This window comes from Vibrio sp. PID17_43 (assembly GCF_002608565.1).
Lineage (GTDB): Bacteria > Pseudomonadota > Gammaproteobacteria > Enterobacterales > Vibrionaceae > Vibrio.
This window is the reverse complement of the sequence record NZ_LIXM01000028.1, coordinates 1-19859: the sequence shown is the minus strand read 5'-3', so window position 1 is coordinate 19859 and position 19859 is coordinate 1. Positions and strand designations below refer to the sequence as shown.

The 19859-nt window shown below is 46.5% G+C and carries 14 protein-coding genes and 1 pseudogene; 5 read left to right on the top strand and 10 right to left on the bottom strand.

Annotation, left to right across the window (positions count from 1 at the left end):
• Nucleotides 1-16 precede the first annotated feature (16 nt).
• On the bottom strand, nucleotides 17-925 hold the full coding sequence (oxyR, locus tag AK965_RS17485) for a DNA-binding transcriptional regulator OxyR (RefSeq protein WP_099080811.1): 909 nt from the start codon (nucleotides 923-925) through the stop codon (nucleotides 17-19).
• A gap of 167 nt (nucleotides 926-1092) precedes the next feature.
• Here oxyR and AK965_RS17480 point away from each other — a divergent pair, with 167 nt between their 5' ends.
• Nucleotides 1093-1821 (top strand): redoxin family protein, encoded by a 729-nt coding sequence (locus AK965_RS17480; RefSeq protein ID WP_099080810.1) that lies wholly within the window; start codon nucleotides 1093-1095, stop codon nucleotides 1819-1821.
• 263 nt (nucleotides 1822-2084) lie between these two features.
• On the opposite strand, the gene argH is transcribed toward AK965_RS17480, so the two are convergent.
• The 4 genes from argH to argC all read right to left on the bottom strand — a co-directional run bounded on the left by argH (nucleotide 2085) and on the right by argC (nucleotide 7331).
• Complete coding sequence (gene argH / locus AK965_RS17475; RefSeq protein WP_099080809.1) at nucleotides 2085-3959, bottom strand: argininosuccinate lyase; 1875 nt, start codon at nucleotides 3957-3959, stop codon at nucleotides 2085-2087.
• Nucleotides 3960-4209: 250 nt separating this feature from the next.
• Entirely contained in the window at nucleotides 4210-5424 is a 1215-nt protein-coding gene (locus AK965_RS17470; RefSeq protein WP_099080808.1) for an argininosuccinate synthase, read from the bottom strand.
• A gap of 90 nt (nucleotides 5425-5514) precedes the next feature.
• Nucleotides 5515-6306, bottom strand: coding sequence for an acetylglutamate kinase (gene argB / locus AK965_RS17465; protein WP_099080807.1), 792 nt, complete (start codon nucleotides 6304-6306; stop codon nucleotides 5515-5517).
• A gap of 20 nt (nucleotides 6307-6326) precedes the next feature.
• Nucleotides 6327-7331 (bottom strand): N-acetyl-gamma-glutamyl-phosphate reductase, encoded by a 1005-nt coding sequence (argC, locus tag AK965_RS17460; RefSeq protein ID WP_099080806.1) that lies wholly within the window; start codon nucleotides 7329-7331, stop codon nucleotides 6327-6329.
• Nucleotides 7332-7474: 143 nt separating this feature from the next.
• On the opposite strand from argC, the gene argE reads away from it, so the two are divergent.
• The 3 genes from argE (at nucleotide 7475) to AK965_RS17445 (ending at nucleotide 12504) form a co-directional block, all read left to right on the top strand.
• Entirely contained in the window at nucleotides 7475-8611 is a 1137-nt protein-coding gene (gene argE / locus AK965_RS17455) for an acetylornithine deacetylase (RefSeq protein WP_099080805.1), read from the top strand.
• 279 nt (nucleotides 8612-8890) lie between these two features.
• A complete protein-coding gene (gene ppc / locus AK965_RS17450; RefSeq protein WP_099080804.1) occupies nucleotides 8891-11524 on the top strand; it encodes a phosphoenolpyruvate carboxylase in 2634 nt (877 codons plus the stop codon).
• Between the two features lie 440 nt (nucleotides 11525-11964).
• Nucleotides 11965-12504, top strand: a complete 540-nt coding sequence (locus AK965_RS17445) for a PadR family transcriptional regulator (protein ID WP_099080803.1) — start codon at nucleotides 11965-11967, stop codon at nucleotides 12502-12504.
• A 70-nt stretch (nucleotides 12505-12574) separates the two neighbouring features.
• Here the strand turns inward: AK965_RS17445 and metF are convergent, their stop codons facing one another.
• From metF to AK965_RS17430, 3 genes are all read right to left on the bottom strand, one after another.
• Nucleotides 12575-13477, bottom strand: a complete 903-nt coding sequence (gene metF, locus AK965_RS17440; protein WP_099080802.1) for a methylenetetrahydrofolate reductase — start codon at nucleotides 13475-13477, stop codon at nucleotides 12575-12577.
• Nucleotides 13478-13747: 270 nt separating this feature from the next.
• The gene (locus tag AK965_RS17435; protein WP_099080801.1) at nucleotides 13748-16156 is read right to left on the bottom strand and encodes a bifunctional aspartate kinase/homoserine dehydrogenase II; all 2409 of its coding nucleotides are present in this window, start codon (nucleotides 16154-16156) and stop codon (nucleotides 13748-13750) included.
• A gap of 16 nt (nucleotides 16157-16172) precedes the next feature.
• Nucleotides 16173-17333, bottom strand: a complete 1161-nt coding sequence (locus tag AK965_RS17430; RefSeq protein WP_099080800.1) for an O-succinylhomoserine (thiol)-lyase — start codon at nucleotides 17331-17333, stop codon at nucleotides 16173-16175.
• 228 nt (nucleotides 17334-17561) lie between these two features.
• Between AK965_RS17430 and metJ the strand changes: the two genes are divergently transcribed.
• Nucleotides 17562-17882, top strand: a complete 321-nt coding sequence (gene metJ, locus AK965_RS17420) for a met regulon transcriptional regulator MetJ (RefSeq protein ID WP_005432736.1) — start codon at nucleotides 17562-17564, stop codon at nucleotides 17880-17882.
• 115 nt (nucleotides 17883-17997) lie between these two features.
• Here the strand turns inward: metJ and AK965_RS17415 are convergent, their stop codons facing one another.
• On the bottom strand, nucleotides 17998-19275 hold the full coding sequence (locus tag AK965_RS17415; RefSeq protein WP_099080799.1) for a malic enzyme-like NAD(P)-binding protein: 1278 nt from the start codon (nucleotides 19273-19275) through the stop codon (nucleotides 17998-18000).
• Between the two features lie 480 nt (nucleotides 19276-19755).
• Nucleotides 19756-19859: pseudogene (locus tag AK965_RS17410) on the bottom strand (elongation factor Tu); the annotation flags it as partial.

Sequence of the window (19859 nt, the reverse complement as noted above, 5' to 3'; positions counted from 1 at the left end):
TCTACTTTTTGACTGTTCATGCCGCTATAGACGCGGTTTGCGAGCCAAGAATGTCTTTAACCTTCGCTGCTAAGGTCTCAAAACGCGCACGCAGTGGTGAACCAGGACGGTAAACTAATACGATACTTCTCGATGGCACAGGGTTCACAGCAGGTACATAGCAAACCCCATCTTTTTCCTTCTCCTTTGGAACCGAAAGCTGCGGCAATAGCGTAATGCCCGCTCCTGCTGCCACCATATTACGCAATGTCTCCAAACTCGTGGCTTTAAAACGTTCATCATCTTTGGCGCCGGCTGCAAAGCAGAAGCCTAAAGCCTGATCTCGCAAACAATGACCATCACCAAGTGCCAATACCGTTTTACCACTGAGTTCAAGCATATCAATATGATCGAGTTCTGCCCATTCATGGCCACAAGGGACGGCGACACTCATGGGTTCACTGTAAACCTCAATCTCTTTAAATGGTGCAGTCTCGGTTACTGATGCTAAAACAAGACAATCCAATTTTCCTTCTTCTAACTGACGGACCAGTTGATGGGTCTGCGCCTCATGCAAGAACAATTCAAGCTCTGGAAACTCTTCTTTTAGTTGAGGCACGATCTTTGGCAATAAGTAAGGGCCAACCGTAGGTATAAAGCCAATATGCATAGGGCCAGTCATCGATCCACTTTGACCACTCGCCATATCTTTAAAGGTTTTCACTTCACTTAAGATGCGTTTCGCCTGCTCCACCAGCTGCAAACCAGAGTCAGTAAACAATACACGTCGGCTACTTCTCTCTAAAAGGGTCGTGCCTAGCTCATCTTCTAACTTACGAATTTGCCCACTTAACGTCGGTTGACTCACAAAACAGGCTTCCGCTGCCTTTCGAAAATGCTTGTGCTCTGCAAGCGCAACCAGATACTCAAAATCTCGGATATTCATGACATACGATTCGCTTTTATTGCTTGATAGAAATAATCTATCAAAACCATAGCATTAAACGATTGGAGCTATCAAAGTTTTTTTTCAATAATGAGTACATTGAAGCATGACGACGCGGAAAAACCGCTAAGCTCTCAACAAATTATTCATATAAAAAGGAAATCATCATGTTTGCATCAAAAGAAGGTCAAGCTGTACCATCAGTTACTTTCCCTACTCGTAAAGGTGACGCATGGGTGAACGTAACCACGGATGAACTATTTAAAAATAGAACGGTTATCGTATTCAGCTTGCCAGGTGCATTTACTCCAACATGCTCATCAAGCCACCTACCTCGATACAACGAATTATTCTCTGTATTTAAAGAGCATGGCGTGGATGAGATTCTCTGCGTATCGGTCAACGACACGTTCGTAATGAACGCGTGGAAAGCAGATCAAGAAGCTGAGAACATCACTTTCATTCCAGATGGCAACGGTGAATTCACAGATAGCATGGGTATGCTCGTTGATAAGAATGACCTAGGCTTTGGTAAGCGTTCGTGGCGTTACAGCATGCTAGTAAAAAACGGCGTGGTCGAGAAAATGTTCATCGAACCGAACGAGCCTGGTGACCCGTTCAAAGTTTCAGATGCAGACACAATGATGAACTACGTGGCACCTGAGTACAAGACTCAAGAATCCATCACCGTATTCACTAAGCCAGGCTGCCCTTTCTGTATGAAGGCAAAGCAGAACCTGATTGATCACGGTCTTCAATATGAAGAAGTCATTCTAGGTAAAGACGCAACAACCGTGAGCCTGCGTGCAATCTCTGGACGTACGACGGTGCCTCAAGTCTTCATCGGTGGTAAACACATCGGTGGTAGCGAAGAGCTAGAATCTTACCTAGATTAATCCTTTGTCTAATAAGCGCAGTCTACGTTGTTAACGTCCTGAGCAACAGCCTCGTCATTGACGAGGCTGTTTCATATAGGTAAGGCCAAGTAAAGATGATCCTCACTCAGATGACAGATAGAAAAAAGCCCCAAAACCAATATTAGTTTTGGGGCCCTCTTAGATTCTTCTAAGAAAAAGCAGTGGTACTTTAATAGACCAACCTTCTTCTCAAAGGTTCCAATTTTTTCGCTTATTATTTTATCCGATTTGAAAATCTTCGCTTAAGCGACGTTACTTTTCTGAATTACCTGCTCTATAAGATTGATCTCTAAAGCGACTTCATCACACGCATGTTGACGTGGACATTGGTCACAATCTTTCAATACTTTCTCCGGCAACAGTGACTTTGACGTTGGTAAGAAGCTTTGTTTCATAAAGAACTCAGGCGTGCGAGTCAGAACAAAGACTTTCTTGATCGCCATTTGACGCGCTTTCTCAATCAGGTTGTGCACAATCGCACTCCCCTGCCCCTGCCCTTGCCAACCGGCTTCAATACCTAGCGTTCTAATTTCAGCCAAACCAGAATCATAAACGTACAAAGATGCACAACCCGTTACTTCACCATGATGCTCCGCAACGGCAAAAGAACCAATATCACGCACCAGTTCATTACGTGAACGCGGTAAGTTCTCACCCATATTCGCCCAATAAGCCACCATGCCTTCCAATGTCTCGATATCGGTCAAACGTGCAGGACGAACTTTCACCGCCGAGGTATCACGTTGTGTTAGGCGCTTATCGGCTTGTTCCACCGCATAAGCAACTTGCTGTGGTGACACACCACCAAGCGCGCAACGTTTTTCTAAGCAAGATTCGATGGTTAATATATCGTACACATCCACTTCAATCACCTCGGAGAAGGTTTTGAGCTCTCGCAATGATAACTCTTCCAATGCACAACCTTTGGCAATTGCACCAACAACCGCAACACCGACAATATGGTGCGCTTCACGGAATGGGATGCCTTTCGCCACTAAGTAATCAGCCAGCTCAGTTGAGTTTGCATAGCCTTGCTTCGCCGCTTCTAGCGTGCGCTCACCGTTGACTTTAATACCATCAAAGCATAGCGCTGCCATTTCCATGCAGTCGTTCCACGTATCAAGCGCATCGAACAGACCTTCTTTGTCTTCCTGCATGTCTTTGTTATAAGCCAGTGGCAGCGCTTTTACGGTCATCATCATGCCTGCGAGTGCGCCATATACACGCCCGGTTTTACCGCGGATAAGCTCTAGTGCATCTGGGTTTTTCTTCTGCGGCATCAGAGAAGATCCCGATGTCACGGTATCTGCCAGTTCGATGAAGTTAGATTCACCCGAATTGTAGAAGATCATGTCTTCTGCCAAACGCGACAGGTGCAGCATAGAGATAGACGCCACCGACATTAGCTCCATCACATGATCACGATCAGATACCGAGTCTAGCGAGTTACGTGTTGCACGGTGGAAGCCAAGATTGTGAGCCAACTCTTCACGGTCGATTGGGTAAGCGGTACCAGCAAGCGCGCCTGAACCAAGTGGGCAGGTGTCCAAACGCTTCAGGGCATCGCTTAAGCGTGAGTAATCACGCTCAAACATTTCGACATAAGCCAAACACCAGTGAGCAAAGGTCACAGGTTGTGCGCGCTGCAGGTGTGTATAACCAGGTAGGACTGTATCTTGATGCTGCTTTGCTACGCCAACCATTTTAGTTTGTAAACGGTCGAGGGCAATCAACAGCTGTTGACCTTGCTGACGGCACCAAAGCTTGAGGTCCGTTGCCACTTGGTCATTACGCGAACGACCGGTATGTAGCTTTTTACCTAAGTCACCCACTTTGCCTATCAACTGCTGCTCAACCCATGAATGGATATCTTCCGCATCCGAATGCAAGATTTGATGTGGGTCTTCCATGACTTCTAGTTTGAGCTCATTCAGTGCGAGTTCAAGCTTTTGCTGCTCTTGTGCGGACAGCACATCGACAGAAAGTAACGCTTTAGACCACGCAATAGAACCGACAATGTCTTGCTCAGCTAATCGGTAGTCGAAACGCAACGAATCGTTGAAGTCTTTAAATCTGGTGTCTGCCGCTTGGGTAAATCTTCCGCCCCATAATGCCATTGCGTCTCTCCTGATGACTATTACTTATGCTAACCTGCTATTCATGAAGTGTTGACCAAACTGATGATCATTTGCTCACTTTTTCTTATGTTTCAACGGTACGATAAACCCAACAAAAAATAAAGTATAAATTCAGTATTATTACATATTTATTCACGATTATTTTATTTTTATGTTGGCCATATCAGCAAAATAAAAAAGACCTGCCGATAGTAGGCAGGTCTTTTATTTTATAAGGTGTTAAATTGGCTTATTTTTTCTGGCTGTTCAATGCGCGGATACGGCTGGATAGCGAATACAGACGGATGAAGCCTTCTGCATGGCTTTGATCATAAACTTCATCCTCACCAAAGGTCGCAAACTGCTCACAGTACAAACTATTGTCAGAGCGTTTTTGAGTGACCGTAGCTTGGCCTTTGTACAGCTTCACAACCACTTCACCATTAACATCCTTCGCAAGTTCTTCTGTCGCGGCAAGGATCGACTTACACAGTGGTGTGAACCAACGACCGTCATACACGAGATGCGATGCCTTTAGGCCTAACTCTTCACGGAATTCGAATGATGATTTATCGAGCACGAGCTGCTCAACCGCACGCAGAGCTTCCATCATGATGGTGCCCCCTGGCGTTTCGTAACAACCACGAGACTTCATCCCCACAAGGCGGTTCTCGACGATATCGATACGGCCAACGCCATGCTTCGCCCCTTTCTCGTTTAAGTAAACCAGAGTGTTGTAGGGCGTCATTGCTTCACCATCAACTTCAACAACTTCACCTTTCGCTACCTTTAACGTCACGTATTCTGCTTCGTTTGGTGCTTGCTCTGGATCGACTGTCCAAACCCAGCAATCTTCGTTCGGTGCATTCCATGTATCTTCGAGAACACCACCCTCTGTTGAGATGTGCCACGCGTTGGCATCTCGCGAGTAGATCTTAGTCAGAGACGCTGAGCAAGGAATATTACGCTCTGCGAGGTAATCCAAACACTCTTCACGGCTAACAAGATCCCACTCACGCCATGGAGCAATCACATGTAGATCCGGCGCTAGTGCTGCAAATGCGCCTTCAAAACGCACTTGGTCATTACCTTTGCCAGTACAACCGTGACACAGCGCGTCAGCGCCCACTTTACGCGCCACTTCTACCTGTGCTTTAGCAATGATTGGACGCGCCATTGACGTACCTAGCAGATATTTACCTTCGTAGTAAGCCCCCGTTTTTAGTGTCGGGTAAATGTAGTCTGCGACCATCTCTTCTTTCAGGTCAGCGATGTAACACTCCGAAGCACCCGAGGCTTTTGCTTTCGCTTCAATGCCTTCTAGCTCTTCTGCGCCTTGACCAACATCGGCAACGAAAGCCACCACTTCACAATCGTAGTTCTCTTTTAGCCACGGGATAATGACTGAAGTATCTAGACCGCCTGAGTATGCGACTACCACTTTTTTAACGTTCACTTTGCTCATTTTTGTTCTCCAAACTTACCTGGCGCTGCGCTCGGCGGTCAGTGCCAACCACTTCCTAATGTTGAATTTTTTAACTGTTTTGCTTCTGCTTTATTGCGGCAGAAACTGCGTTCCTATACTTTCACCCGCGAATAGCTGGGTCAGTTTCTCTGGGTAACGCCATGTCGCGACTTCGATAGGACGACCAAGATCATTGGCGGCCTCCAAGGCGGCTTTAACTTTGACGATCATGCCGTCGGTGATCACTTGCCCTTGGATCAAGGCATCGGTTTCTTGCTCGGATAGCGTTTTAATCAAATGACCTTTACCATCCAATACACCACTCACATCAGACAAAAGTACTAACTCCGCATCTAATGCGCCCGCTACAGCAACAGCAGCTTGGTCTGCATTCACATTCATCATTTGGCCTTTATCTGTCAGGCCAATTGAGCTAATGATCGGTAGCGCACCTGTGTTTAGAACCGCTTGTAATAACGTTGAATCACCCGGTGATGCTTTGCCTACTGCGCCTAACTCTGGATCAAGCTCTTCGACATGACACATTCCGCCATCTGCAAGACTAAGTCCTACCGCATTCAGCCCATCAGCAATCGCTTGACCTTGCAGTAATTTATTCGCTGTACCCGCAAGCGCACCTGCAATCACAGGAATTTGCTCATAAGGCGTCACACGAAGACCATTTTTCTTTACGGTCTCAAGCTGAAGCTTTGCCATCAACTCATCAACTAGGTAGCCACCTCCATGAACGATGGCGATTTGTCGCTGCGCCGATTTTTGGTATGCCGCAATAGCAGCAAACAGTTGGCTTAAGGTTTGAGTGCAAGATAGAGCTGCACCACCGAGCTTAATGACTAAAGGAGCTTGATTGGTTTGCGTCATCGCATTTCCCTCTTTCACGACTACAGCAACGCTGTCAGTTCTGGGTAACCGTAATGAATATTGAGACATTGCATCGCTTGACTCGATGCACCTTTAAGTAGGTTGTCGATCGCCGATATCACAATGATGTGCTCGCCTTTTACCCTCCAGCCGATATCGCAGAAAGGGGTATTTTCGACATCCTGAATACGTGGAATACCATCGCCTTTTAGACGAACTGCTGGCTTACCTTGATAGGCTTGTTCAAACGCTTGTGCCACTTGTTTTTCCGCCACACCTTGCGCCAACTTCATTGTGATGGTGGCAAGAATGCCGCGCTTAAAGTTGCCTAGATGTGGAGTAAAAATCACATCGCAACCTAAGTGTTGAGTAATCTCTGGTTGGTGGCGATGGTTAAAGACACCATATGGCTGCAAACTCACTTCGCAGAAGCTATTGACCATGGAGGCTTTACGTCCTGCGCCAGACACACCGCTGGTAGCATTAATCACTGGCCATTGGTTGGTATCTAGTAATGCACTTTCTAACAGAGGTTTGATTGCGAGCTGTGAAGCGGTTGGGTAGCACCCCGCCACTGCAATCAAGGAAGTGGTTTTGATTAATTCTTGGTTCCACTCTGCTAAGCCGTATGCTGCTTTATCTAGCCAGTTGTTATATTGATGCTCGAAGCCATAAAAGGTGTTGTAGAAGCCTTCGCTTTTCACACGGAATGCCCCCGATAAATCGAATACCTGACAACCCGCATCTAAGAAAATTGGGGCTAAGTCGTGGCTCACTTCATGCGCTGTCGCCAGAAAGACGACATCTGACACTTGAGCAACTTGCTCAGGGTCGGTCAGTGGTGAAACTGGCATATCAATCACACCCGCTAACTTGCCGTGCAATTGAGCAATATTCTTTCCTGCATCTACGCTATTGGCGGAAACGTATAAACCTGATAGCGTGAGTTCAGGGTGTTTGTTGACCATTAAAGCCAACTCTGCGCCGGTGTAGCCGCTGGCTCCGATAATCGTGGTTTTTAGCATTACATGGCATCCATACGCTTAAGGTCAAAATGACTATTCATATTTAATTTTTGCTATATTTTGATTTTTTATTCATTAAATATGATTTAGTATGTGTTTTACATTTTTACACTCTGTCTGTCAATAGGAGAATTGAAAGATCCATGCAATTACCAAGTTTTCTAGAAGTCTATGAAGGACTGATCAGCACCTCTTCGATCAGCTCAACCGATTCAAGTTGGGACCAAGGCAATGCCAAAGTGATCGAGAAGCTAGCTTCTTGGTTTAAAGATCTTGGCTTTAGTGTTGAAGTGATCGAGGTGGAACCAGACAAACACAATATGATCGCACGTATGGGTGAAGGCGAAGGCGGTCTACTCCTCGCAGGTCACAGCGATACCGTGCCATTTGATGAAGGCCGTTGGAGTTTTGACCCACATAAACTGACCGAGAAAGATAACCGCTTTTACGGTTTGGGCACTGCTGATATGAAAGGCTTCTTTGCGTTTATTTATGAAGCGGTGAAGAAAGTCGATTGGAGTAAGCAGACCAAGCCACTTTATGTATTAGCAACCTGTGATGAAGAAACCACCATGCTGGGTGCGCGTCATTTTACTGAGAATGCGCCTTTTAAGCCGGATTACTGCATCATTGGTGAACCCACCAGTCTTGTACCAATTCGAGGTCATAAAGGGCATGTGGCAAATGCCATTCGCGTAACAGGTAAATCCGGTCACTCTTCAAACCCTGCTTTAGGCGTTAACGCAATTGAGATCATGCATGACGTCATGTTTGCCATGATGCAACTGCGCGATAAATTAGTGAAAGAGTATCACCATCCTGGTTTTGCCATTCCAAGTCCAACCCTAAACCTTGGCCATATTCATGGTGGCGACAGCGCTAACCGTATTTGTGGCTGCTGTGAGCTGCATTACGACGTGCGTCCTCTTCCTGGTATTAGCCTTGATGGTTTAGAGAACATGCTGCGTGGCGCATTAAAAGAACTCGAACTGAAATGGCCAGGGCGATTGGAAATTATTCCACTGCACGAACCCATTCCGGGTTACGAATGCCAACATGACCACCCATTTATCGGCGGCGTTGAAGAGATCTGCCAAACTAGTTCAGAAACCGTTAACTACTGTACTGAAGCGCCATTCCTGCAGCAGTTGTGTCCAACCTTGGTTCTTGGCCCTGGTTCGATTGACCAAGCCCACCAGCCGGATGAATTCCTGTCTTTCGACTTTATCGACCCAACCATCGATGTGCTGTCACGTGCGATGGTGAAATATTGTTGTTAGTCGCATTCTGTACTTTCCTGACAATGCAGTTCGATTGAGCTGCTATTTGTTATCTTCGAGTCTCTTCTTCTAGCACGCTATATCCTTCTTTTGGTGAGCGGTTTTGTAATTAATTTTCACTTAGAGCGGTATAAGCGGACCTAATTTTGCTCTAAATCAGGAGAGCTGTGGAATAATTGCAAACTTACTCGGCTTTATTTGACTAGAACTGGTGGTTTTCGCTAGATTGGAGTCTTAACAAGGACAATGGATGTAGTTTTTTTACGAGGCAGGATGACAATGAACGAGAAATACGCCGCACTCAAAAGCAATGTGCGCATGTTAGGCCACTTACTGGGCAACACGATCCGCGATGCCCATGGCGAAGAAATCTTCGAGAAAGTGGAAACTATTCGTAAATTATCCAAATCGGCTCAAGCTGGAAATAGCGCTGACAGAGAAAGCTTAATAGAAGAAATTAAAAGCCTGCCAGATGAGCAATTGACGCCCGTGACCCGTGCGTTCAACCAATTTCTAAACCTGACCAATATTGCTGAGCAATACCACACCATTTCACGCCATTGTGAAGAGCATATCTGCGAACCTGACGCAATTAACTCGCTGTTCTCAAAGCTTGTGCAAAATGATGTGAGCAAGCTAGACACGGCACAAGCGGTTCGCGAGCTGAACATTGAATTAGTTCTAACTGCGCACCCTACCGAAATCACTCGTCGCACCATGATCAATAAACTGGTTAAGATCAACGAGTGTCTATCTAAGCTAGAGCTGAGCGATCTCTCTTTCAAAGAGCGTAAGAAAACTGAACGCCGTCTTGAGCAACTTATCGTGCAAAGCTGGCATTCTGACGTTATTCGTCAACAGCGCCCAACCCCGCTTGATGAAGCCAAATGGGGCTTTGCGGTTGTAGAAAACTCACTATGGGAGGCAGTACCTGACTTCTTACGTGAAATGAACGACCGTCTAAAATCATACCTTGGCGAAGGTCTACCGATTGATGCTCGCCCTGTACACTTCTCATCTTGGATGGGTGGTGACCGTGACGGTAACCCATTTGTGACCCACAACGTAACTCGTGAAGTACTGCTTCTATCTCGCTGGAAAGCGGCAGACCTGTACCTTAACGACATCAACGAGCTGATCAGCGAACTGTCAATGACAGTGTGCAACGACAAAGTTCGTGAACTTGCGGGTGAAGATCAACACGAACCATACCGTGCGATCCTAAAACAGCTACGTTCACTGCTGAACGAAACCAAAGACATTCTTGACGCGAAAGTTCACGGTCAGAAACTGGCCGTCAAAGCGCCGCTACAAAAAGTAGAGCAGCTTTGGGAGCCGCTTTACGCGTGTTACCAATCACTCAACGAATGTGGCATGGGCGTTATTGCCAACGGCTCACTGCTAGATACGTTGCGTCGTGTTAAAGCATTTGGTATCCACTTGGTTCGCCTTGATATCCGCCAAGAAAGTACCCGTCATGCGGATGCTCTGTCTGAACTGACGCGTTACCTAGGCATTGGTGACTACGAACAGTGGAGCGAGCAAGACAAGATTGCTTTCCTAACCAATGAACTTGCGTCTAAACGTCCTCTTCTACCTCGTGACTGGGAACCATCTGAACCCGTTAAAGAGGTTTTGGACACCTGTAAGATTATTGCCGCGCAACCTCGCGAAGCATTTGGGGCTTACGTTATCTCCATGGCACGAACGGCCTCTGACGTACTCGCTGTGCACCTACTACTACAAGAAGCGGGCTGCCCTTACCGCATGGACGTGTGTCCGTTGTTCGAAACGCTAGACGACTTGAACAACGCAGAATCCGTTATCAAGCAACTGATGGGTATCGATCTATACCGTGGCTTTATCCAAAACCACCAAATGGTCATGATCGGCTACTCTGACTCTGCGAAAGACGCTGGTGTTATGTCGGCGGGCTGGGCACAGTACCATGCAATGGAGTCGTTGGTTAAAGTCGCCGATGAGGAAGGCGTTAAGCTGACTCTGTTCCACGGTCGCGGCGGCACAATCGGCCGTGGTGGTGCACCTGCACATGCTGCCCTGCTATCTCAGCCACCGAAGAGCTTGAAAGGCGGTCTGCGTGTAACAGAGCAAGGCGAGATGATCCGCTTTAAGCTTGGTCTACCAGACGTTGCCGTAAACAGCTTCAACTTATACGCAAGCGCAATATTAGAAGCAAACTTACTGCCGCCACCAGAGCCAAAACAAGAATGGCGTGACTTAATGGAAGTGCTGTCTGAAATGAGCTGTGAAGCCTACCGCAGTGTGGTTCGTGGCGAGCCAGACTTCGTCCCTTACTTCCGCCAAGCAACGCCTGAACTCGAACTGGGTAAACTGCCTCTAGGTTCTCGCCCTGCGAAGCGCAATCCAAATGGCGGTGTTGAAAGTCTCCGCGCGATTCCTTGGATCTTCTCTTGGAGCCAAAACCGCTTGGTACTACCTGCATGGTTGGGGGCCGGTGAGGCGATTCAATACTCGGTTGATAAAGGTCACCAAGCACTACTAGAAGAGATGTGTCGCGAATGGCCGTTCTTCTCGACTCGCCTTGGCATGCTAGAGATGGTGTACTCGAAGTGTAATATCGACATTTCGCGTTACTATGATCAACGCTTAGCGGATGCGTCTCTATTGCCTCTTGGCGATCGTCTGCGTGCACAATTACAGCAAGATATTAAAGCGGTACTGAACGTAGAAAACAACGAGAACTTGATGCAACGCGATCCTTGGGGCCTTGAATCAATTCGCCTGCGCAACATCTACGTAGAGCCATTGAACATGCTTCAAGCTGAGCTGCTTTACCGTACTCGTCAAACCGAAGAGCCCTCTGCTGACTTAGAGGAAGCGTTGATGGTGACGATTGCAGGTATTGCCGCAGGTATGCGTAACACAGGCTAATCACTATTGCCAAAGGGATAACAAAGCTGAGCGAGAGCTCAGCTTTTACTCCTATTCAACAATAACTTTACTATATGGATAACAATTATCCAGACAATTAATCCAAAAATAAAACAAAAAGTCCGCATCTATCAACATAAAAAACCACAACCAAACACTATTGAGCATTTTATTAGTTTTTTGAGCGAATCTCGCCCTAGTATTCCACTTCATGCTTATTATTTATATACTACTCGCCTGCTGAGAGCCCTAAAAAGTCCAATCATATAGGCTCCAGCTCGATGGAAGCATCCATCACTCTAGGTGATAAACGGCTTTAAGGTGACAGAACCAACTTTGTTGGTGCTACTTATTAAATAAAAATCTCAAGCGCCAGCAAGAGCGCAGCTGAAAGTATAAGTAGTTTGTTTACAAGTTTATTGACCATTTGGATTGAAGACATGTCATTACCACACGTAATCTTAACCGTTCTTAGCACTCGCGACGCGACTGGTTACGATATCACTAAAGAATTCTCAGCGAGCATCGGCTATTTCTGGAAAGCAAGCCATCAGCAAGTTTACCGTGAACTGAATAAAATGGCTGAGAAAGCACTCGTTACCTGCGTACTTGAACCTCAAGAAGGCAAGCCTGACCGCAAGGTATACTCAATCACTGACGCTGGTCGTAGTGCATTGGGCGAATGGTTTGATCAACCAACTGCCCACCCAACGGTTCGTGATGAGTTTTCTGCGAAATTGATGGCGTGTTCCGTTCAATCGGCAGCACCTTTCCGTGTTCAGCTTTCTGAGCTAGTAGAAGAATCTCGTAAGCTGGTTTCTCACTACAAAGAAATCGAAGCAGCATACTACGCAACACCATCAACACTAGACAAGCAAGCGCGTTTAGAGCGTTTGACTCTTCGCCGTAACCTAATGCTACGTGAAGCGTGGATTAACTGGGCTGAAGAAGTGCTAACTGAGCTTGAAGTGATCAGTTAATTTTAACACTTAAGTTAGAATAAAAAGGCTTGCCGATAGGCAAGCCTTTTATGCATCAGAAGGAAGTGAATTACGCCTCAACTACCGCTTGCGGACGCACACCTAAGGTATGGCATAGCGCGTAAGTCATCTCGGCACGGTTTAGTGTGTAGAAGTGAAAGTCTTTCACCCCTTCACGGCTGAGCACACGCACAATATCAATCGCTTGGCTCGCACCGACTAGCTGACGCGTCACAGGATCATCATCCAAGCCTTCAAATTGCTTGCTCATCCAGCCTGGCACTTTCACATTGTTCTGCGCCGCAAAGCGAGATGCTTGTTTGAAGTTCGAGACTGGTAAGATACCCGGAACGATTTCTACATCGATTCCAGCGGCTACACAACGGTCACGAAAGCGTAGGTAAGACTCCACATCAAAGAAGAACTGAGTAATCGCACGGTTTGCACCTGCATCGACTTTACGTTTTAGGTTAAGCAGATCAGATTGCGCGCTTTTCGCTTCTGGGTGTACTTCTGGAAACGCCGCCACCGAGATATCAAAATCATGACGCGCTTTAAGCAGCTCTACCAAATCCGATGCATACATATCTGGAGCACCACCACCCAGTGGAATATCACCACGTAGAGCTACGATGTTTTTGATACCGTTGTTCCAGTAATCATCCGCAATGTCGATCAGCTCATCACGAGTTGCATCAATACAGGTTAAATGAGGCGCAGCCACAAGACCCGTCGTCGCTTTAATCTCTTTAATAATGGAGTGAGTTCTGTCACGTTCACCTGAGTTTGCGCCGTACGTTACAGAAACGAATTTTGGTTGAAGAGTTTTAAGGCGATGCACAGAGCTCCAAAGTGTCTCTTCCATCTTTTCACTGCTTGGTGGAAAAAACTCAAATGAGACGTTGATATTGTCTGATAGTTCAGCAATATTTTGGTTTAAGGCATCGATATGGCCTGCATGCGTGTATCCCATCTTACTCTCCCTGTGACAACTCCGTCACTAAATCAAATCCCAAAACCGACGTTTGGACGTCCATATGTCTACAGAATGTATTGAATACGATTTAATGTCAACCTTGTGATTATGAATTTTTCTCAAGTTAACAATGAGGATAGTTCAAGTTTCTTTGCGGCAACTCCGTAACCTAACTCTGCAATTCAGTATGGCATTATCGAGACAATAAAAAACCCCGGAAGCAGTCCGAGGTTTTGTTATCGTTCGCAAAAATTGGCTTGGAATAATTTAAAACAAACTAGCTAGGCGATTAAGGTCGGATTGAATCGCGCCGGCGGTCACTTCACGTCCCGCACCAGGACCTCGAATCACTAATGGATTGTCTTTGTACCATTTGCTTTCAATCGCGAAGATGTTGTCACACGGCAGCAAGTTCGCCAGTGCATGCTCACGTGATAACGCTTCGACACCCACCGTTGCCTTGCCGTTGCGCTCTAAGCGAGCGACGTAACGCAACACTTGGTCGTTTTTCTGCGCCTTGGTTAAACGCTCTTGCAGAATCTCGCTTAGGCTATCGCCTTGGTCGAAGAAAGCGTCTAGGCTCAATTCTCGCAATTCTTCTGGCACAAGGGATTCCACTTTCACACTCTCTGGTTCAATGTCCAAACCAGATTCTCGGGCTAAGATAACCAACTTACGCACCACGTCAGAACCATCGAGGTCAGAACGAGGGTCAGGCTCGGTCAAACCTTGTTGCCACGCTAAATCTACCAGCTCTACGAACGGTACTGAGCCATCAAACTGCTGGAATAACCAAGATAGTGTGCCGGAGAAAATGCCCGATAGCGCGACAATGTCATCACCGCTTTCACGTAAATCTCGAACGGTATGGTTAATTGGTAGACCTGCACCAACCGTCGCGTTGTACAACCAATGGCGGCCAATTTTAGCAAAGGCATTTTGTACTTGGTGGTAGTACTGGCTGTCAATCGAACCTGCGATCTTATTTGCGGAGATCAGGTGAATGCCTTGCTGAGCAATCTCAACATAACGTTCAGCTAACTCTTTGCTTGCCGTGACATCCAATACCACGGCTTCATCATAATGTTGAAGTTCCCCAAGTCGCGTTAGCCAACTCCCATCGTTGCAAATTCCCTCATCCTCAAAACGCTGTGCGACCACGGCCGCGTCAATGCCTTGATCATCAAACCAAAACGTTTGGCTATCAACCACTGCAACCAAATCGAAGCTCATACCATGTCGCTTTTCTAGCTCTCCTTTTTGCGCTGAAAAAAGTCGTAACCAACTAGAGCCAATATTCCCCTTACCACACAGCGCAACCGCGACGCGCTTTTGGGCTTGGAATAACTGACTATGGATACCTTGCACGAGCTCTGCCACTCCTGCGCAACGTAATACCGCCACCAGGCTCAAGCCAGATTCAGTTTCAGAGATAAATTCAACCGGCGCGTGTTTTAATTGCTGATAGAAACCGAAACAGTGACTGGCATTTTTTGTCACCCCAGCGCCCACCGCAGCCAATAGGGAATAGCCTTCCTTGAGCTTGATTTCAGCTTCTACTGCTAGCTCTTGCAAGTACGTCAGTACTCCACTGGCAATTTCAGCTGTGTACGCTAAGCGCAGCGTTTGTTGATCCGATTGAGCTTCATACGCTAAAGGTTCTAGTTGAGCACGTTTTAGAGCCCGCAAAACCTCTTTCTGTGCACGTTCAAAGTCATGACCATGGAGAAAGGCTAACTGAACCAACAGCACTTCATCCAGCGATGTAATGATTTTAGCCCCTCGCCCCGAAGCCAATACACGCTCAATACGTGTCGAACCCGACTCTGGTTCATAGCTGCATTTAAGATTCAAATCCATTGCGCTCTGCGCAACAGGCTGAAGCGTTCGACTATGTAACACCGGAGCCGCCAAGCGAGCGAGTTCACTCGCTTCATCCAAGCGCAGCAAAGGGAGTAGACAAGCATCCGACACCAAACGAGGGTCTGCACTGTATACGCCTGGAACATCACTCCATATGGTCACCATACTCGCTTCTGCCAGAGCGCCAATCACCGTTGCAGAGTAGTCTGAGCCATTCCGGCCAAGTAATACCGTCTCGCCAGATTCATTTTGCGCCATAAAACCTGTAATAATGATTCGCTTGTGACTGTTCTGCGTAAGTACCGTTTTAATTAGTGGATAAGATCGTGCACAGTCTACTTCTGGTTGAGTCCCTGCATCAGCTCGTAAAAATGCTCGTGCATCCTGCGCGACTGCTGGCAAATCGTACTGTGATAACAAGGCAGCAAGTAAGCGTGAGGACCACACCTCACCATGCCCTAGCACTGCGGCTTTTTGTGCTTCCGTTAGTGGAGCCGACAACTCTGCTAATGTACTGAATTCATCTTGCAGAGAAGCAAGTAATTGCACCTGCGCTTCGCCTTCCAGCAAAGCTTCCACCAACTCGGTTTGGAACTGTCGCAAACTTTGCAAGGCTTCATGAGCAATGCGGCCGTCTTTATCTAACCCTTCTAAAAAGTCAATAAGCCGATTCGTCGTTTTACCTGCCGCAGATACCACGACTAAATCATTCTCTGCCGAATACTCTTTAAGAATCCCAACCACACGTAAGTAGCACTCGGAGTTGGCTAGACTACTGCCTCCAAACTTGTGTAGCTGACGTTGTACCCTCATGACTTTCTCCCCCTAATTACTGCGCTGCTTTCGCGAAGGCTTGCTCAAGATCAGCAATCAAATCTTGTGCATCTTCAAGACCAACAGACAAGCGCAATAACTGTTGAGATACGCCCGCTTCTGCTAATGCCGTTTCCCCCATTGCACGGTGAGTCATGGAAGCTGGATGACAAATTAGACTTTCTACCCCCCCTAAAGACTCAGCTAAAGAGAACAATTCCAGCTCTTTCACAAATACTTTTAGCTGTTCAAACGAACCGGCGAATTCAAAGCTCAGCATTGAACCAAAGCCAGATTGCTGTCGCTTCGCAATATCATGACCCGGATGTTCTGGCAGGCTAGGGTGATAAATCTTCGCCACCAACGAGTGCGTTTGAAGATAGCCCAACACAGCGAGTGAACTTTCTTCATGAACTCGCATTCGGGCACCCAACGTACGAATTCCTCTTAATGTCATGTAACTATCGAATGGTGTTCCCGTCGCGCCAATGCAGTTCCCCCACCACGCCAACTCTTCAGCATGCGCTTCACTCTTAGTGATCACCACACCACCAATGACATCTGAATGCCCATTGATGTACTTTGTCGTTGAGTGAATCACAAAGTCTGCGCCCAGTTCTAAAGGCTTTTGGTACACCGGAGTCAAAAAGGTATTGTCGACCGCTACTAAAGCCCCCACTTTTTGGGCTTTTTCACATATAGCCGCGATATCCACCACGCGAACCAACGGGTTAGATGGCGTTTCTAACAAGATCAATTTGGGCTTTTGCTCAAGTGCAATATTCAGTGCCTGCTCGTCAGACTGGTCAACAAACTGAACCTTGAAATCACCTTTATTTGCACGAGTATTAAACAAACGATAGGTACCACCGTAGCAGTCATGTGGAGCAACAATGAGGTCATCAGGGCCTAAGAAAGCTGAAACCCAAAGGTTAAGTGCAGAAGTGCCACAGTTGGTTACCACCGCACCTTTACCAGATTCTAATTCATATAGAGCTTTCTCTAGTAAGCCTCGGTTCGGATTTCCTGAACGGGTATAATCGTACTGAGGAACTTCTCCAAAAGCGGGAAAGCCATAGTTAGTAGAAAGGTAGATGGGTGGAACAACAGCGTGGTACTGACTGTCTGACTCAATACCAGTGCGTACAGCAATGGTCGCAGGCTTATAGGTGCTCATGGGGGTATCCTTTCACGGCTGGTGACATCTGAGTGGGAATGCGCTATATCTAACCTATCTTATTCGATTGATTAACACTCTTCCCTGACTGTTAACCTCACTTTACTTGTCTAAAATTAGGACGTCAATACCTCCAGACGTCTATATGTCTTTGCTTATGGCGGTAAATGCAGCTAAAATCAGCACCTATATTTATTTTTCAACTTATTATATGAATGAAGGTGTGCAATGGCTGACTGGAATGGCGAATACATTAGCCCGTATGCAGAGCACGGTAAAAAAAGCGAACAAGTAAAAAAGATTACCGTATCTATCCCGCTAAAAGTTTTGAAAGTGCTGACTGATGAGCGAACTCGCCGCCAGATCAATAACTTACGCCATGCAACCAACAGTGAGCTGCTTTGTGAGGCTTTCTTACATGCTTACACAGGGCAACCACTACCAACGGATGAAGACTTACGAAAAGATCGTCCAGACGATATCCCAACGGAAGCAAAAGCGCTAATGACGGCAATGGGCATCGAATTCGAAGCATTTGACGAAGAATAATTGCTTACAAATTTGCCATCGTTCAGAAGCGGCATCGGGGCTCGTTTCAGAAACAATAAAAAAGGGACGCAATCGCATCCCTTTTTTATTCCAACGACTTTCTTCTATGAGATCGTTACTCTGCCATGTAATTTTCTGGTATTTCAATACGAGCAACACCTGAATCAACGGCAGCTTGAGCAACCGCTTTTGCTACGCGTGGCAACAAACGAGGATCCATCGGTTTAGGAATGATGTAGTCCGTACCAAATTCAAGCTTGTCCACACCTGCCGCTTTCAATACTGCTTCTGGTACTGGCTCTTTTGCTAGTTCACGAATTGCACCTACTGCCGCTAACTTCATTTCATCGTTAATCTCGCTTGCACGTACATCAAGCGCACCACGGAAGATGAATGGGAAGCACAATACGTTGTTTACTTGGTTCGGGTAGTCACTACGACCAGTACCCATGATCAAGTCATCACGCACTTCATGCGCGAGTTCCGGCTTGATCTCTGGATCCGGGTTTGAACATGCAAATACGACCGGTTTATCGCCCATTAGCTTCAGCGCTTCTGCTGGCAATAGGTTTGGACCTGACACACCCAAGAATAGATCAGCCCCTTCAATCACGTCTTCCAGCGTGCGCTTATCCGTATTGTTCGCAAATAACTGTTTGTATTCATTTAGGTCATCACGACGTGTATGAATCACCCCTTTACGATCCAACATATAGATCTTCTCACGCATTGCCCCACACTTAATCAACAGCTCCATACAGGCCACTGCCGCTGCGCCAGCACCAAGACAAACGATGGTAGATTCTTCAAGCTTCTTACCTTGCAACTCGATTGCATTCAGCATACCTGCAGCCGTAACAATCGCCGTACCATGTTGATCGTCATGGAATACCGGTACGTCACAACGCTCGATCAAGCGCTTTTCGATCTCAAAACAATCGGGGGCTTTGATGTCTTCTAAATTAATGCCACCAAAGGTATCGGCAATGTTTGCTACCGTGTCGACAAACTCATCAATAGTACGATGTTTTACTTCGATATCAATCGAATCCAACCCCGCAAAACGCTTAAACAACAGCGCTTTACCTTCCATCACAGGCTTAGAAGCCAGTGGACCAAGATTACCCAATCCTAGAATCGCCGTGCCGTTAGAGATCACCGCAACCATATTACCTTTCGCCGTATACTTGTAAACGTTATCGGCATTTTGCGCGATTTCACGCACTGGCTCAGCAACACCTGGGCTATATGCTAATGCAAGATCGTTCGCCGTTTCTGCAGGCTTGGTCAGTTCAACCGCAATCTTTCCTGGCGTTGGGTATGCGTGGTAATCCAATGCTTGTTGGCGGCGTTCTTCTTCTGGGGTCAGTTCTTGGCGAGTGTCTTCAGACATGGGTCGTTTCTCTTTTTATGGTTTTTGGGTAAGGGGGATAAATCTTAATGTATAGAAATCAATCTTCATAGGCAAGATTGCGAGCTATATCTTTAAAAAATGGGAAAATAAAAGAGATTAGACCAGACATTTGTACTTAATACCTGATTTAAAGGGTAGTTGCTTCAAAAACATAAAAACGTAGAGCAAATACTGGTAGCCCCAGTGGATTAAGCACTGCACTTTGGTGAGCTTATAAACCGTTCAAATACGTAATAAGGAGCGAGAAAATGAAATCGTGCGTGAGGAGATGTTATGTTTAAAAAAAACAGCAGGATGGGGGTAATAATGACAATACCGCAAATAATGATTAAATAATGAGTGGAATGGTTATCATCACTAACCCAAAAACGATATAAAAAAGGGAAGCCTTAGCTTCCCTTTCGATGCGCCTTCTTCAATGAGAAGAAGAGTGCAAGATTTCGTTTAATTCGTTAAGAATTATTCGAAGATCTTAGCAACAACACCAGCACCTACAGTACGGCCACCTTCACGGATAGCGAAACGTAGACCTTCGTCCATTGCGATAGGAGCGATTAGTTCAA